Below are 16,085 nucleotides of genomic sequence, written 5' to 3'. Positions count from 1 at the left end.
AGCCAACAGGGGCTTTCTTCGTTGGCTGCGGTTCTTCCATGGCGGTCACTTCCAACGCCCTGCCCAAGGCGGCGAGCAACAAGTAGGGTAGGGGACTACCAGCTGTTCGTTTGAGGAGGGGTCCGATGAGCAATGTCGCAGGCGGTCCGCAGGTGAATTCCCCGGGAGCATTGAGCCCGGAATCCCGAGCCGCGTCGATCGAAGTCCTGAAAGCCACTGCCCAGCCGGGCAAGGAGCTCGACATCCTGATTGTTGGCGGCGGTGTAGTAGGAGCCGGTGCCGCCTTGGACGCAGTGACTCGCGGCCTCACGGTAGGCATCGTCGAAGCACGGGATTGGGCGTCCGGCACGTCCTCCCGATCGTCCAAGCTCATCCACGGTGGACTGCGGTACTTGGAGATGCTGGATTTTGGCCTCGTCCAGGAAGCCCTTCAGGAACGGGGGCTGCTGATCCAGCAGATCGCGCCGCACTTGGTGCGCCCCGTCCCCTTCCTTTACCCGTTGACGCGCCGTATCTGGGAGCGCCCGTACGTCGGCGCGGGAATCATGCTTTACGACACTCTGGGTTTGACGTCCGGCCACAGCCGAGGCGTCCCGATGCACAAGCATCTCTTTCGACGCGGAACCCTACGCGCAGCTCCGAGCCTTAAAGAAGATGCCTTCGTTGGATCCATCCGCTACTACGACGCCCAGGTGGATGATGCCCGACTGGTGGTGAACCTTGTGAGGACTGCGGCCCACTATGGTGCCCACGCAGCGAACCGCGTCCGCGTGGTTGATTTCCTCCGCGAGGGGGAACGCGTGGTCGGTGCCAAAGTGGAAAACCAAGAGGATGGCGCAGTCTTCGAAATTCGGGCGAAGCAAGTGGTCAACGCTACCGGCGTGTGGACAGATGAAACACAGGCAATGGTGACGGACCGTGGCCAGCTGAAGGTGCGGGCCTCCAAGGGAATCCACCTTGTGGTGCCCCGAGACCGCTTCCAGTCCACGGTCGGGCTGATCCTGCGCACCGAAAAATCTGTGCTTTTTGTGATCCCTTGGGGTAGGCACTGGATCATCGGCACAACAGATACCGATTGGACGTTGGACAAGGCACACCCGGCAGCTTCCAGCAAGGACATCGATTATGTGCTGGAACATGTCAACAAGGTCCTCAAGCGTCCCCTGACCCGCGAGGACGTGGAAGGTGTGTACGCAGGCCTCCGCCCGCTGCTCGCTGGTGACAACGACTCCACTGCCAAGCTGTCCCGGGAGCATGTGGTGGCACACCCTGTGCCCGGGCTCGTGGTGGTGGCTGGCGGCAAGTACACGACGTACCGTGTCATGGCCAAAGACGCCGTGGACGAGGCAACCAGGGCCATGGACGAACGTGTTCCCTCCAGCTGCACTGAAACAATTCCGCTCCTGGGCGCTGAGGGATTCAAAGCAGCGTGGAACCGACGCGGCAGGTCCGCCGAGCAGGCTGGTGTGCACGTTGCACGCGTGGAGCACCTGCTCAACCGCTTCGGATCCATGACACACGAGGTCCTGGACATTATCGCTGGACGGCCGGAACTGGGAGAGCCCCTCCCGGGAGCAGATGACTACTTGGCTGCTGAAGTTGTCTATGCAACAAGCCACGAGGGCGCTCGCCATGTTGACGACGTTCTGACCCGCCGCACCCGGATCTCCATCGAAGCGTGGGACCGGGGTGTGTCTGCTGCGCCCGTAGTAGCTAAGCTGATGGGAGAAATCCTTGGCTGGAGCGAGACCCAGCGCGAGAGCGAAATCAAGCACTACCTGGCGCGGGTGGAAGCTGAACGACTTAGTCAGCAGCAACCCGATGACGAATCGGCCGACGCCGCGCGCATGGGAGTGGATGACATCGTCCCCCTTCGCTGATCAGCTCAAGGAATTGAGGCCGGGAGGCCACATGGAGGGAACACAACTTGGCTGAACCACTTGACCGTTACGACGCGGAACTGACCACCCCGGATACGGTCATCCTTGAACTTGTTGCCAAAGACAAGATCGATGCCGCAGCGCAACTGGCTCACAGGCTCCACGCAGCAGGCAGAATCTCCAATCTTGAAGGCTTCCTGGAGCAAGTGCATTCGCGTGAGCACCAGCTAGCCACCGGGCTTCCGGGTGGCATCGGATTGCCACATGCGCGTAGCGAATTCGTGGACAGGATCTCCATTGCGGTAGGCGTGACCAAATTTGGGCATGCCTTGGACTTCGGTGCAACTGACGGTCCGGCAACCCTGGTCCTCCTTATCGCCACGCCGGCCAGTTCCTTCTCCGACCACCTCGAGGTTCTTGCCACGCTGGCGCGTTCCCTCTCGAAGGAGTCATTCCGGGAATCCCTGCGCCGGGCACACGACACCGAGGTCATCTCCGAACTCATCAACTCCAGCCTGGTGTTCTTCGACCACTAGAGATTGGGGTCCTGCCCCACTCCAGGAAATCCCGTTTCGTTGTTCTACAGCAGGACGAAGTACGGTTAAGGGGTGTTGAAAACCGCGTTGAAACCCCGCTGGATCGCAGGACTGGTCTTTGCGCTTCTGTTGTCCGGGGTGTTTGTGCTGCTCAGCCAATGGCAGCTCAGCCGGTCCGCCCAGCACGAGCCCCCCGCACCGTCCAGCATCGAAGAAGTGAAACCGCTGGCGGACGTTCTCCAGCCGGGCCAGTTCTTCCCCGGCTCGGTCTCGGACCAGATGGTCACCGCTACAGGAACGTACGATCCCGGCAAGCAGGTCCTTGTTGAGGGCCGCCTTTACAACGACCAAGAAGGCTTCTGGATCGTCTCAGCCTTTGCCGTCAACAACGCGCCCACAATCAAGGGCGCGGGCGCTTCTCCCCAGACATGGATCCCGGTGGCCCGCGGTTGGGTGGCCGACGCCGCCGAAGCCGGACCTCCGCCGTCGGGAACCATCACCTTGACCGGTCGCCTCATCCCATCGGAAGCACCGGTACCAAACGTCGACGCCGGTCCAGGCCGGGCATCTGCAGTCTCAACGGCGGAGCTCATCAACAAATGGGAAGTCTCCAGCTACCAAGGATTCATCGCCGCGACTTCGGAAGTCTCAGCCGGCGTGGCCATAGCCCTTGGCGACGACGTCAAGCCACTCAATATCCCGCCGCAGCCACCTGCAGAGCAAGTCAACTGGCTAAACCTCTTCTACGCGGTGGAATGGGTCGTCTTTGCCGGATTCTCAATCTTCATTTGGTGGCGTCTGGTGAAAGACGACTACCGGCGCGACCTCGAAGAAGACGAAGACGAGGATGACGACTTCGATGATGCAGGCCATCCCGAGGCAACCGCAGAACCCACAAGCCCAGAGCCAGAACAAAAGGTGCAGCAATGATTGAGCCAAAACCGGCTATCCAGCCCGAACAATCCGGACCCAAGCCCAAGAAGCGGCGCTTCGGTGGCACGGAAGCGCAAATCCGTTCGGCGTTGAAGTTTTACAAGGTCATGGCTTACCTCACAGGTGCCATGCTGCTCCTGCTGTGCGCCGAGTTGATTGCCCGCTACGGCTTTGGTGTCTCGCTCTTCGCAGGCGGTACGAATGCAGTTACGGGCCAACCGTTTGGGTTCGGCTTTGCTGAATCCGAACCCAAGGGCGTCATTGGTGGCTTCAACATCTCGACTTCCGTGCTGATCGTCCACGGCTGGATGTACGTGGTGTATTTGGTTTCAAACTTCCGCTTGTGGTCCCTCATGCGCTGGCCTTTCTCCAAAATGGTCCTTTTGGCTTTGGGTGGAGTCGTCCCGCTTCTGTCCTTCATCGTGGAGAAGAAATTCCACGCTCAGGTGGAAGCGGAACTCGCAGCCAACCCGCAGGCATCCAAGCGCTACTAGGTCCTCGCGACGTCCCGGTGTGAGATGCCTAACGGTAGGCGCTGTTTTGGGCCTTGACCGCCCTTGTCAACGTGCACCGGGGCGGCCCGGCAAAGTAGTCTTGTCTGGTGACTACTCCCACCGCACCCCAAACTTCCCAGAAGCCGGTGCTGGTTGTTGACTACGGTGCCCAGTACGCGCAGCTGATTGCCCGCCGCGTCCGCGAAGCGAATGTGTATTCGGAAATCGTTCCGCATACCTTCACCACCGAGCAGCTTCTGGCCAAAAACCCGGCAGCCATCATTCTCTCCGGAGGGCCTTCCAGCGTCTACGCGGAGGGTGCACCGTTTGTGGGTGCTGACCTCTTCGAGGCCGGCGTTCCCGTTTTTGGCATCTGCTACGGCTTCCAAGCCATGGCGAATGCCCTGGGTGGCAAGGTGGCCCAGACCGGTTTGCGGGAGTACGGTGCCACCGAAGCGCTCCTTGTGGGTGACGCACGCTCCATTCTCGACGGCGTCCCGTCGTCCCAGAACACGTGGATGAGCCACGGCGATTCCGTTCACGAGGCGCCCGAAGGCTTCGAGGTGCTGGCAACCACGGCCGGAGCCCCAGTGGCGGCCTTCGCCAATGATGAGAAGCGCCTTTACGGTGTGCAGTGGCACCCGGAAGTGAAGCACTCCGTCCTTGGACAGCACGTCCTGGAGAACTTCCTGTTCAAGGGCGCGGGCCTGAGTCCCAACTGGACCACGGGCAACATCCTCGAAGAGCAGGTGGACCGTATCCGCCAGCAGATCGGCGATTCAAAGGTCATCTGTGGCCTCTCCGGTGGTGTCGACTCTGCAGTAGCTGCTGCTCTCGTCCAGCGCGCAGTCGGCGACCAGTTGACCTGTGTGTTCGTTGACCACGGCTTGCTGCGTGAAGGCGAAGCAGAGCAGGTTGAACGCGACTTCGTGGCAGCAACGGGTGTCAACTTGTACGTTGCCAACGAGCAGGAGCGCTTCCAGTCAGCATTGGCCGGTGTCAGCGATCCAGAGACCAAACGCAAGATCATTGGCCGGGAATTCATTCGCGCCTTCGAGGAAGCGGAGCGGGCCATCATCGCCCAGGCCGCTGCCGAAGGTGAAAAGATCAAGTTCCTGGTTCAAGGCACGCTATACCCGGACGTCGTCGAATCCGGCGGTGGCGAGGGTGCTGCCAACATCAAGAGCCACCACAATGTGGGTGGGCTCCCGGAGGACCTTCAGTTTGAGCTCGTCGAGCCACTGCGGGCCCTGTTCAAGGACGAAGTCCGTGCCGTTGGTGCCCAGCTTGGCCTCCCGCAGGAAATCGTCGGTCGCCAGCCCTTCCCGGGTCCCGGCCTGGGAATCCGCATCGTGGGCGAAGTGACCAAGGAACGCCTGGACCTGCTGCGCAAGGCTGATGCCATTGCCCGCGCCGAGCTTACAGCTGCCGGCTTGGACAATGACGTATGGCAGATGCCGGTGGTCCTCCTGGCTGATGTCCGCAGCGTTGGAGTTCAGGGCGACGGCCGGACCTATGGCCACCCGATCGTGCTGCGTCCGGTGTCTTCCGAAGACGCCATGACGGCAGACTGGTCGCGATTGCCGTACGACCTGCTTGCCCGTATCTCCAACAGGATCACCAACGAGGTTGACGGCGTTAATCGCGTGGTACTGGATGTCACCAGCAAGCCACCGGGAACCATCGAGTGGGAATAGCATTCTGAGTGGCCGGCTTCCTTTGGGAGGCCGGCCACTGTGCTTGAACCGGGCTACGTCATCCGGGATACGCCTTTTCCCCATGAAAACGCTGCCAGCTGTGAAATGACGGCGAATTTCACGTTGGAACAGCGTTGCGGAGCGGGCTGGCCGAGGATTCCCGCTACCCTCGAAACTATGCCGGTATGGTCCAAGGCGTCTAAAGCTAGTACAGAAAAGAAGGCAGAAGTCGTGTCAGTAGGTCTAGGCCAGGAAGAGGGCTCCGAAGAGCTCCGCAAATGGCTGTCTGGTCTCAAGCCCGTAACCGGGGCAGATACGATGCTGCGCTTCGTCAAGACGCCTGAAGGCGCGATCGATCTCAGCAATGCGCACCCTTCCGGGCTGGCGCAATTGCTCGCCGGTCGCAGAACACGGCTGTCCACGCTCATCAGGGACCGCCAACAGTACTTGGTGGCGGCCAGGGCGGCCCGCAACATCCGGTCCAAGATCTTCGAGCTCAGCAACGACCGCGGCATCGAGGCCGGGTACTTGTCCGCCGGGACCGTGGTGTGGACCTCGGCCGTTGGTGGCAAGCCGCAGCGCGTCTCCGCGCCTGTGATGCTCACGTCCATCGTCCTTACGGTCAGGCCGGGTGAAGACGACTTCGAACTTCAACTCACTGAACAAGCGCGCATGAACCCCGCGCTGGTGCGTCACCTGAAGACAGTCCATGGAATCGTCTTCGACGTCAACGCCGTGGCACGCATGGCTTACAACACGGCCCGATTGGATCCCCAACCGGTTCTGGACCGGTTGTCCACGCTCATTCAGCCTATTCACGGTGCAGAGGTGGAGTTCAACCTGCTGGTCACTACTCTGGCTGACCTTTCAGGCAATCTGGATGATCCCTGGATCAACATGAACAACCCCACGGTTGCGGCACTTTCCACCGCAGCCAACGGCGGAGACATTGAGCCGGAGCCAATAAAAGCGGGCAGGTTCCCCAGTCTGGATCTTCGGGATCCGGCTGATGAACTTCTTTTGCTCGACGCCGATACGGACCAGCAGTATGTGGTGGATGCCGTTCGCGCGGGAGACTCCCTTGTTGTCTCCACTCCTCCGGGAAGTGGGCAGACGCAGACGGCAATTAACGCCATCGGTGCCTTGGTCAGCGAAGGTAAGTCCGTGTTGGTGGTAGGAGACAGGCAATCCAGCCTCGCGGGTCTTTCTGCTCACCTTGAATCGCTGGGCCTCGAGTCGATGCTCTTCAAGCCTGGTAACGGGACCACTCCGCAACAGCTCAAGGGCCAGCTGGTCAGGGCCATCATGCGCAATGAGAAAGCGCTTGAACCACAGCTTGGCAACCTTCACCAGACACTGATAGGCCACCGTCATGCCCTGATGGACCATGTTGCCTCGCTGCACAATGTCCGTGAGCGCTGGGGCTGCTCGCCCTATCAGGCGATGCAATCACTCGCCGAGCTGACGTCGATCCATCCGGCCCCCTCCACTACGGTGCGCTTGAAGCGAAGCGTCCTGGACAACATCAAGGACCGTGAAGAGCTCGCCGGCCGGCTTCGTCGCGCTGCCGAACTTGGTAGTTTCAGCCGGGCCTCCACCTCCAGCCCTTGGTATGGTGCCCGTTTGGTCACCCGCAAGGAGACCGAGGAAGCACAGCAGCTCGCCCGCTTGGCCGAGGAGAAGCTCCCCGTCCTTCGGGATCGCATGAAGCAGGTTTCCGATCACGCCGAGATTCGCCTGGGCGAAACCTTTACCGAGTGGGGGGCACAGCTTGAACTGCTGATTGCCGTCCGCGAGAGCCTGGACAAGTTCACCCCGGACATCTTCGATCGGCCGGTGCACGACCTCATTTCAGCCACCGCCACTTCCGCCTGGCGCCGTGAGCGCAATCTTGAGATGCCCTCCATGCAGCGCTCCCGGCTGCGCCGGGTCGCCAAGGAGTACGTACGCCCGGGTGTCCACATCGCGGACCTCCACAGCTCCCTGGTCCTGGTCCAGGAGCAGCGCGCCCTGTGGGCAGGCTACGCCACAACCCAGCGACACCCGGCGGTGCCCTCCGGCCTTGCCGACCTCGGAGCCCTCTACCGCGAGCTCGACGCCGAACTGCGTCGCCTGGGCGATGCGCTCAAGCACACTTCCGATGGCGGTTCGTTGCACGACACCCCGTATCTGCAACTGATGGAACGCCTCGAGCGACTCGTCGCGGACACGGCCACTTTGGAAACCCTTCCTGAGCGAACTCTCCTCATCGAGGAAATGCGGGAGCACGGGCTCGGAGAGCTGCTGGCTGACCTTGCTGCCCGGGAAGTCCCGGCGTCATCCGTCGCCGCCGAACTGGACCTTGCCTGGTGGCAGTCCGCTTTGGAAGCCATGATCAGTGGTGATGACTATCTCGCCATGTCCGACGGCGATTCATTGCGACGCCTCGAAGCGGAATACCGCTTGGCTGACCAAGCACACATCGCCAGTGGTGCGGCCCGCCTTCGTTGGCAGTTGGCCCAGAAGTGGCGTCAGGGCCTTCTTGAGCACCCACGGCAGGCGGAGTTGCTCCGTGCCCTGTTGAAGGACGGCCGGGTGACGCTGCCCGCCTTGAGCGCCCAAGCGCCGGATCTTGTGCCCCTGTTGGTTCCTGTGTGGTCCGTCAGCCCTTACTTGCTCACAGGCGTTCTCCCGGCCGAACAAAAGTTCGACGCCGTGGTAGTCATCGACGCCGAATCCACTTCTCTGCAGGCGGTTCTTCCCGCGATTGCCCGGGCACGTCAGGTAGTTGCCTTCGGGGATGCGAAAATCGCCAATGCGCGTACATTCAGCGTAGCCGTGGAACCTCCGGTTGCCGGGGTGGCCAGCCATGAGAACGTGGACAGTGCTTTCAAGGCGCTGGCCCGGGTGCTGCCCACTTGGCAACTGAACTGGGTCTATCGCGCGGTGGACGAGGACTTGATCCTTCAGTTGAGCAAGAACTATTACGACGGCGGTCTCCGGCGCCTCCCCGACGGCAATTCGGTGACCGGCCTGGACCGGTCGATCCACGTGGAGTACATACCAGACGGCACTGGGCTGCCTGGAGCGGACCACGAGGGCGTCGAGTCTGTCACTGCAGAAGTCAACCGTGTGGTTGACCTTGTCTTCGAACACGCCAGGCTCCGGCCTCGTACTTCTTTGGCAGTAGTAACCGCGAGCTTGCGCCACGCTGCCAGGATCGGTGAGGCCATCAGGCTCCAATTGCCTAACCACTCCCTGTTGTCCAGCTTCTTCGGAGCAGGCCCCGAGTCCTTCCGGGTGGTGGATCTGGAGCGCGCCCAAGGACTGGTGCGTGACCACGTGATCTTCTCGCTGGGCTATGGCCGCACCCCGCACGGCCGGGCGCTCCACTCCTTTGGCCCCTTGTCCACGGAAGGCGGGCGGAACCGCTTCGCTCTGGCGATGACACGGGCTCGACGTTCCATGCACGTCCTGACCTGTTTCCGGCCTGAGGATCTCGACCTCGATCGCTTGGCTCATGGGGCGGTGGACTTCTATGAACTGCTGGACCGGGAACTCTCCGGTAACAGCAACCTTGGCACACCTGCCTCCCGCGCTGTAGCCAGTGAGCAGGCGCTGGGTGAGGATCCCTTGGTCGCCGATCTGGGCGAACGCCTGCGTGCCCGCGGAGCCCGGGTCTGGCATCTTTACGATGGCGTGCTGGATATCGCGGCGGCGGCGGATCCCGTCCACACCATCGGCCGCGAGGGTGCGGAAGTCCCCACCCCTGTCGCTATCGAATCGGATGGCACTGAACGGTACCGGCGAATGAGCGTCCGTGAACGGAGCCGGTTGCGGCCTCAATTGCTGGAGCGTATGGGTTGGCGCTACATGTCGCTTTGGACTATCGAAGTATTCACGGATCCTTCGTCCTGCGCAGACCGGATTGGTTCGTACCTGGGGCTTGAGAACCACATCGCCCAGTCGGCATCGGCCCACCATGGCTTCCTGCATTCGGATGGTGAACAATTGAATCCGGGCAAGGAGCAGCCAACGGCGGCCCCGGTTGCCGTCGGCTATGCAGTCGACGAAGGTCAGGCCACGGTCCGTGAGGAGCATGGCGCTGCCGAGGCCGACGGCTATGCGGAGAATGGGAAAGAAGCACCACTGATGGATCAGGAAAAAGGCACAGAAGACCGCGCCACGCAGGACTCCGGCGAGCCGGTCACCAATGCCAATGAAGAAGAAGCGGATACCAAGGCTGCGGCAGCTAAGACAGCCTCCCGCGGAATTCTTCCTACGAAGGCTGCAGAAGATGATCCCCGGCGATGGGGCGATGACTCCGGCTATGACCATGAGCAGTGGCTGAAGGAACAGAAGCCCCCGCACTGGGGCTGAGCCCCACACGCCAGCAGACCTGGGCACTAAGGGCTAACCAAAACAAAGAAGAGCTTGCCTTGCGTTGATGCGCCGGCAAGCTTTTCTGCTTGTTGGGGATCGGCTGCCACCACCACCAGGCCATCGGTGTCACCCGTTCCTAGCCATTCACCGGGCTTGCCGCCCTGGGCCGATGTCCAGAGAACGGGCACCGGGCCCGCAAGAACCTGGCTCTGCCGGGCCTCGTCATAGGAGCCCGCCGCCGTGAGGACCACTGTTACCAGCTGGCCGGGCGAGAGGAGCTGGATGGAGGAGGGATCAGCCATCCGGAGGGGGACCGCTGCAGAGCCCACGGGTGCGCCCGTCAGGAGTCCCGGACCCAGCAGGCTGGCCTCTGTAGGTATCTGTCCTCTGCGGAGGGGCGAGGCAAGTTGACGGCCAACGAGGGGGCCGACACTATCCACCGATCCGGTAATTGCGAGATCGGATGGCACTCCAACGCTTGTGAAATCAGATTCTGTGAGGCTGCTGCCCGTGGGGAGATCCCGCGCCGCTACCACGAGGCTAACGCGCTGCTCCGAAGCAGGAGTAAGTTGCTGGACTGCAATGCCGGCAGCAACGCACAGCAAGAGCGCAACGGCCAACCGGCGGTTGCGTGAAATCCAAGAGCCAAATCCGACCCGCTGCCACCGGTGACCATGATCTCTCGGACGATGTCGGCTGGACCGTGATGCGTTTCCGGCCAAGGAACGGGATGGCCGGGCAGGGGAGCGATTCAGTGGCGGCCAATCACCGGCAGCTGCTGCTGAGCGCTCGGCGCGGGTAAGGAGGGCTCTGCGGGATGTATGTGGCATCCCGCCACGCTAGCCAGTTTCCCCGGCCCGCCAACAGCGGTCCTGTGCCCTATGTGGAAAACCTTCTAGCTGGCTGCAGCTGCGGTTGCCGGTGCTGCTGCAGGGGCAGCCTGGGCGGCTGGTGCAGCTGGTGCGGCCGAAACAGTGCTGCCCTTGGCATCGCGGGAATCAGTCCGGTAGAACCCGGAGCCCTTGAAGACGACGCCGACGCTGTTGAACTTCTTCCGTAGCGCGCCCTTGCACTCGGGGCACTCCGTCAAGGAGCTGTCAGAAAAGGACTGGACGATGTCAAAGGCATGGTCGCAGTCTTTGCAGGCGTATGCGTATGTGGGCACTGAGTTCCTCCTTCAGGACAAAGTTCAGGTCCTGTACACCACCGGCGGAGAAATTCCGCCTTAGCAGTCGCAGGGCCTGAGTGCCAATTCTATCATCGGTCGCTGTGGGGTGTACCAGCGGATGTGCCGGACCTCACTTGCCGGGCCGGGGGCGGTCAGTCGGGCTCTGGTCCGTCCTGGAGTTGGACCACACCCAACGGGGTCAGGACCTGTCGCACCGGGCGATCAAACGCCTCGGCGGGAATGGAGCCTGACGGCAACAAGTCGTCGTCGTACACCACCGCGATGGTGGGCGGCCGCTGGCCGGCAGCATCGAGGCCTTGGAGAAGTCTGTCGTAGTAGCCGCCGCCCTGGCCAATGCGGTTTCCGTCCCGATCCACCGCTGTTGCGGGCATGAAGATCCCGGCAGCTTTGGCAATCACATTGCTTTCCAAGCGTTCACCCTCCGGTTCGTCTATAGGCGCATAAGCGGACCTTACAAAGGCCGTGGCAGGTGTCCAGTACACCCAACTCAATAGCCGGCCAGGTTCGCAAACAGGCAACAGCACTTGATGCCCGGCTTGGTGCAGGGAGTGGATGAGGGGGAGGGTGGGCGGCTCGAAGGCCACGCCGAGGTACACAGCGAAGGTTGCGGCGCCGCCAAGGGAGGCCTCCGCTGCCCAGGCTGTCCCGTGCCGCGCAAGGGACTCGCCCGCAGTTGCTATCTGCTCCGGGGTGAGGGTCCGCCTGTGCAGCCGCCGACTGCTGCGGATGTCTTCCTTGGATGCCATCTGTGTCCGATCTGAGGTTCTTCCTGCTCGCTTGGGAGCAGGGGGCTATCCGTTCCCAAGACGAAATGTGCGTCCCGGCGCGGCGAGGGGTTTAGCCGTTGATGTGTTCCTTCCGTTACATTAGTCCGGTGACTCTAGAAAACAACGCTGTCCGTAAGGCCGTCATCCCCGCAGCGGGCCTTGGCACCCGGTTCCTTCCCGCCACCAAGGCGATGCCGAAGGAAATGCTGCCCGTGGTGGACAAGCCCGCCATCCAGTATGTCGTCGAAGAAGCGGTCAAGGTGGGCCTGCACGACGTCCTGATGATCACGGGGCGCAGCAAGCGCGCACTGGAAGACCATTTTGACCGTGTACCGGCTCTGGAAGCCACTTTGGCTGAAAAGGGCGACACCGCCAAGCTTGAGGCCATTCAATCCGCCACGAACCTCGGCGACATCCACTATGTCCGCCAAGGCGACCCGAACGGCCTCGGCCACGCAGTCCTTCGTGCAAAGCAGCATGTTGGCTACGAGCCCTTTGCCGTGCTGCTGGGCGATGATTTGATCGATGCCCGAGAGGACCTGCTGAGCGAAATGATCGCGGTTCAGCAGAAGACCGGCGGTTCCGTGGTTGCCCTCATTGAGGTGGAGCCTTCCAAGATCAGCGCTTATGGTTGCGCTGATGTTGAGGACAACGGCGAGGACGGCTACGTGCGCATCAAGCAGCTCGTCGAAAAGCCTTCGCCGGAAGAGGCGCCGTCCAACCTTGCCGTGATCGGGCGCTACGTCCTCCACCCGGCTGTATTTGATGTCCTGGAGAAGACTGCGCCCGGACGCGGTGGAGAGATCCAGCTGACAGACGCCCTCGAGGTGCTGGCAGCTGGCGAGGGCGAAGGCTATGGCGTCTATGGTGTTGTCTTCCGCGGCCGTCGCTACGACACCGGTGACAAGCTCAGCTACCTTAAGGCCTGCATCGAGCTTGCCTGCGAACGTGAAGACCTGGGTCCCGAGCTTCGCGAGTGGCTGCCCAACTTCACAGCCGCTCTTCCCAAATAAACAAACTCATGATGTACGGCTCTGCGATCTGGCCGGTGACGCTGGAAAGCGGAGACATGCTGCTTCGGCCTATCCGTTACCGCGACAAGCGGGAATGGTCCGAAGTTCGTTCGCGGAACAGCGAGTGGCTCGCGCCGTGGGAGGCGTCCAACCCGGCACCGGGTGGGCGCCTCCCCAGCTACCGCCAAATGGTGGCTTCCTTGAATGAACAAGCCCGTCAGTCCACCGCTCTGCCGTTCCTCATTGTTGAGCGGGCAGACGGCTTTCGTGAGCCGAGAATCGTCGGACAACTGACGGTTTCATCCATCGTTTGGGGCTCAGCCATGATGGCAACCCTCGGATATTGGGTTGATAAGGACCGTGCAGGGCACGGCATTGCTCCAACGGCGGTTGCAATGGCCACCGACCACTGTTTCAAGGTGCTGGGACTGCACCGTATGGAAATCAACATCCGGCCCGAGAACGCAGCGAGTCTGAGGGTAGTGGAGAAGCTTGGATTCCGAGACGAGGGCTATAGGGAGCGCTACCTGCACATCAACGGCGAATGGGCTGATCACCGCTCTTTTGCGCTGACCTCCGAGGAAGTTCCAGAGGGACTTCTGCGACGGTGGCTCAGGGGATAAATGGGCAGGTCATCGGCCTTTTTGCCCGTATCTCCAATCATTTGCGGACTCGCCGACGACACACCGGCCGCAATGCCGCCGCACCCGTCGATTTGCTTCTACCGTTTTGAATGTGGACTTCCCTCTCAGCAGCTCAGTGATACTTGTGGTCACTGTCGCGCTGTGGATGGTCTGGGTGGCGCCGTACGTTCTCAGGAACAGGCGGCAGCAAGTCCAAACGGCCGGTGTTCCAGCAGAGGCTATTGATGACGAACCAGACGAAACGCAGGCAGGGGTGGTACTGACTTTGGCACCTCAGCAGGAGAAACCGATGGAGACCATGCACAGCAAAGCACCGGCGTCGCCCCAGGAATCCCACGCGCCCGAGCCCTACCTCGGGAAAGTACCCACCATTCCGTTCACCATTCGCTATGCCCGGCTAACGCTGGCATTGGCAGGCCTTGCCCTATTGGTGACAGCTGCAGTTTCCGGGGTCCTAAGAATTCTTGGAATTGGTTCCGTTTGGTTGCCGCTTGTATCGCTCATCGGTGCGGTGCTCGCCGTCGTAACGTTGCGGAAGCTGGCCCTGCGGGACCTTCGCGAACGCCGGGCACGCCGTGCTGCTCAGGCCTCACCCATCCCGACACCTGCGCGATACCTGCCGAAGGAACCGGCTGTGGAGTCGAAGGAAACCTCGGTTTTCGACGCCGAAGCCACTAGCCGTGAGGCTGCTCGCCTATCCGCGGTGGAACTGCGGCAGGCAGCGCTTGCCGTTGCTATTGCCGCGGGAGACAAATCCGCTGATGATGCCAAGGATTCAAAGGGTGCCACTTGGGAGCCCGTCGAGGTCCCGAAGCCTACGTACGTGGCTGCTGCCAAAGCGCCGCGTCCAGTTCCAGAGCCCTTGGATCTCCCCGAGGCACCAAAGCCGGTAGGCAAGCCTGTTCTGAAGCAAAATGTTGAACAAGCTGAGGTTGCAGCCGCTGTAATTGCATCCGCAAAGGGCCACAGTGCTCTGAGTAACCTGGACGATGTCCTGCAGCGGCGCCGCGCCTAACCACGATGGCTACGCTGTGCGTTGCGGGTGGCACGGGCCAGGTAGGTCGTGAGGTTGTCCGACTCGCCGTTTCTGCGGGGCACCAGGTTTCGGTCCTGAGCCGCAATGTGCCGCCTGTGGGCTCAGCGAATCACCACGACGGCGCCACGTACTTTGCCGGCGACGTCACCTCCGGCGATGGCTTGGCAGCTGCGGTGGCGGGTTCCAACGTCGTCATTGATTGCCTTGAAGGGCAGTTCGGTAAAGCCCAAAAGCAGTTCGCCGACGGCGGTGGCAGGCTTCTTGCTGCAGCGCATCTGGCTGGTGTCCGGAAGGCTGTGGCGCTGTCCATCATCAACTGTGATTTGAGTTCCTTTTCCTACTACGCCTCCAAAGCGGCCAAGGAGCGGAAATACGCGGAGTCGCCATTGAAGACGGTGGTGGTCCGGGCAACGCAGTTCCACGGTTTGGTGGCAAAGATTTTCGCGGCCGGTGCAAAGGTTGGGCTTATTCCCACGTTTAAAGCCGTTAGGTTCCAGTCGATCGCCCCGGTAGATGTTGCGGCGGCGTTGCTGGAAGCAGCTGTGGGTGAATCGAGGGGCAAGCCGCATATGGAGCAGCATGTTGTGGTGACCATTGCGGGACCGGAAACCCTGACCATGCGGAAGATGGCGGAGACTTGGAAATCGGTATTGGGCGGTCGGGGCAAGATCATTGAGCTGCCTTTGCCCGGGCCGATGGGAGACTTTCTTCGCGCCGGCCACAACCTGACCTCGGATCAGCCCTATGGCAGGGAGACATTCGTGTCGTGGTTGGAAAAGCACAGGGAAAGTTTGTAGCCTAAGGAACACTGGCCGGGCAGTTGCGCTTGGTTTAGGGGCTATAGCTCAGTTGGTAGAGCGCTTCGTTCGCATCGAAGAGGTCAGGAGTTCGAATCTCCTTAGCTCCACACAAATGCGTCCCTCAATTGTTCACATCGCCGAAATGCGTCCCATCCAATCCCATCACGGGCAATTCAGCGTGCCGCTGAGGGGCTGACCGACCCAGGCGTTGGTGGAGTTGGGAACCTTGTAGTAGCCCCGGATTTGGTACGTCCATGTACCTGACAAGTTGCCAATGCTCTGGATCCCTGAGCTGTAAGAACGTCCGGAGCTCTTGCTCATATCGCCGGTGAATTGCACGACGCCGTCCGGGTCGATGACCTTGAGCTCGTGATAGTTAGCGAAGGGAACAGCCGGGAAGCTGCCGACACTGATTTTGGCTTGGGCGAACCAGAGGAAGGAATCGCAACTCTTGGTGACGGCCACGGTGTTGGCTGCCGGTGCTGGTATGCGCGCGGCAGTAAGCGCCATTGCACTAACATCGGTGTCATTGAATCGCGCCTGCGCGGGTGAAACCTGGATACCCATCAAGAGGAATACCGCGGCCAGGAGAATGGCCGGTACTTGCCAGATGATGCCCTTGCCCTGCATGTGAATAGTCCCGTTCCCGTAGCGTGGTTTTTGTTCTGCTTCCAAGTGTGCCCAAGCGGTCTCAGGAATGACCTCGGTGAACACTCAAGGTCTGCTCAAGAATG

At 61.3% G+C, this 16,085-nt stretch carries 14 protein-coding genes and 1 tRNA gene; 11 read left to right on the top strand and 4 right to left on the bottom strand.

Annotated elements, in window-relative coordinates; translation table 11 throughout:
- The first annotated feature begins 125 nt into the window (after positions 1-125).
- The 6 genes from RIF72_RS01770 (at position 126) to RIF72_RS01745 (ending at position 9,899) form a co-directional block, all read left to right on the top strand.
- Positions 126-1,880, top strand: coding sequence for a glycerol-3-phosphate dehydrogenase/oxidase (locus RIF72_RS01770; RefSeq protein WP_309073173.1), 1,755 nt, complete (start codon positions 126-128; stop codon positions 1,878-1,880).
- Between the two features lie 47 nt (positions 1,881-1,927).
- Positions 1,928-2,416: a PTS sugar transporter subunit IIA gene (locus RIF72_RS01765; protein WP_309073172.1), complete on the top strand. Its 489-nt coding sequence runs from the start codon at positions 1,928-1,930 to the stop codon at positions 2,414-2,416.
- A 72-nt stretch (positions 2,417-2,488) separates the two neighbouring features.
- Complete coding sequence (locus RIF72_RS01760) at positions 2,489-3,346, top strand: SURF1 family protein (protein ID WP_309073171.1); 858 nt, start codon at positions 2,489-2,491, stop codon at positions 3,344-3,346.
- Positions 3,343-3,843, top strand: a complete 501-nt coding sequence (locus RIF72_RS01755) for a DUF3817 domain-containing protein (RefSeq protein ID WP_309073170.1) — start codon at positions 3,343-3,345, stop codon at positions 3,841-3,843. The genes RIF72_RS01760 and RIF72_RS01755 overlap by 4 nt, the downstream gene beginning before the upstream one ends.
- A 107-nt stretch (positions 3,844-3,950) precedes the next feature.
- Positions 3,951-5,540, top strand: coding sequence for a glutamine-hydrolyzing GMP synthase (gene guaA / locus RIF72_RS01750; RefSeq protein ID WP_017200327.1), 1,590 nt, complete (start codon positions 3,951-3,953; stop codon positions 5,538-5,540).
- A gap of 177 nt (positions 5,541-5,717) precedes the next feature.
- The gene (locus RIF72_RS01745; protein WP_309073169.1) at positions 5,718-9,899 is read left to right on the top strand and encodes a DUF4011 domain-containing protein; all 4,182 of its coding nucleotides are present in this window, start codon (positions 5,718-5,720) and stop codon (positions 9,897-9,899) included.
- A 26-nt stretch (positions 9,900-9,925) separates the two neighbouring features.
- Here the strand turns inward: RIF72_RS01745 and RIF72_RS01740 are convergent, their stop codons facing one another.
- The 3 genes from RIF72_RS01740 to RIF72_RS01730 all read right to left on the bottom strand — a co-directional run bounded on the left by RIF72_RS01740 (position 9,926) and on the right by RIF72_RS01730 (position 11,837).
- Complete coding sequence (locus tag RIF72_RS01740) at positions 9,926-10,732, bottom strand: RcpC/CpaB family pilus assembly protein (RefSeq protein ID WP_309073168.1); 807 nt, start codon at positions 10,730-10,732, stop codon at positions 9,926-9,928.
- A 65-nt stretch (positions 10,733-10,797) separates the two neighbouring features.
- Positions 10,798-11,067 carry an FmdB family zinc ribbon protein gene (locus RIF72_RS01735; RefSeq protein WP_309073167.1) on the bottom strand — a complete coding sequence of 90 codons (270 nt, stop codon included), beginning with the start codon at positions 11,065-11,067 and terminating at the stop codon, positions 10,798-10,800.
- A 155-nt stretch (positions 11,068-11,222) separates the two neighbouring features.
- On the bottom strand, positions 11,223-11,837 hold the full coding sequence (locus RIF72_RS01730) for a 5-formyltetrahydrofolate cyclo-ligase (protein WP_309073166.1): 615 nt from the start codon (positions 11,835-11,837) through the stop codon (positions 11,223-11,225).
- 101 nt (positions 11,838-11,938) lie between these two features.
- Here RIF72_RS01730 and galU point away from each other — a divergent pair, with 101 nt between their 5' ends.
- The 5 genes from galU to RIF72_RS01705 all read left to right on the top strand — a co-directional run bounded on the left by galU (position 11,939) and on the right by RIF72_RS01705 (position 15,458).
- On the top strand, positions 11,939-12,871 hold the full coding sequence (gene galU, locus RIF72_RS01725; RefSeq protein WP_243836848.1) for a UTP--glucose-1-phosphate uridylyltransferase GalU: 933 nt from the start codon (positions 11,939-11,941) through the stop codon (positions 12,869-12,871).
- Between the two features lie 11 nt (positions 12,872-12,882).
- A complete protein-coding gene (locus tag RIF72_RS01720; protein WP_309073241.1) occupies positions 12,883-13,494 on the top strand; it encodes a GNAT family protein in 612 nt (203 codons plus the stop codon).
- 145 nt (positions 13,495-13,639) lie between these two features.
- The gene (locus RIF72_RS01715; RefSeq protein ID WP_309073240.1) at positions 13,640-14,530 is read left to right on the top strand and encodes a hypothetical protein; all 891 of its coding nucleotides are present in this window, start codon (positions 13,640-13,642) and stop codon (positions 14,528-14,530) included.
- A 5-nt stretch (positions 14,531-14,535) separates the two neighbouring features.
- Positions 14,536-15,348, top strand: a complete 813-nt coding sequence (locus RIF72_RS01710) for an NAD(P)H-binding protein (protein ID WP_309073165.1) — start codon at positions 14,536-14,538, stop codon at positions 15,346-15,348.
- Between the two features lie 37 nt (positions 15,349-15,385).
- Positions 15,386-15,458, top strand: a tRNA-Ala gene (locus RIF72_RS01705).
- Positions 15,459-15,513: 55 nt separating this feature from the next.
- Here RIF72_RS01705 and RIF72_RS01700 read toward each other — a convergent pair.
- Positions 15,514-16,065, bottom strand: coding sequence for a hypothetical protein (locus tag RIF72_RS01700; RefSeq protein WP_309073164.1), 552 nt, complete (start codon positions 16,063-16,065; stop codon positions 15,514-15,516).
- Positions 16,066-16,085: the final 20 nt, after the last annotated feature.

Source organism: Paenarthrobacter sp. (assembly GCF_031180005.1).
Classification (GTDB): Bacteria; Actinomycetota; Actinomycetes; order Actinomycetales; family Micrococcaceae; genus Arthrobacter.
Note: the sequence above shows the minus strand (reverse complement) of the source record. Positions and strands in the feature narration are given on the sequence as shown.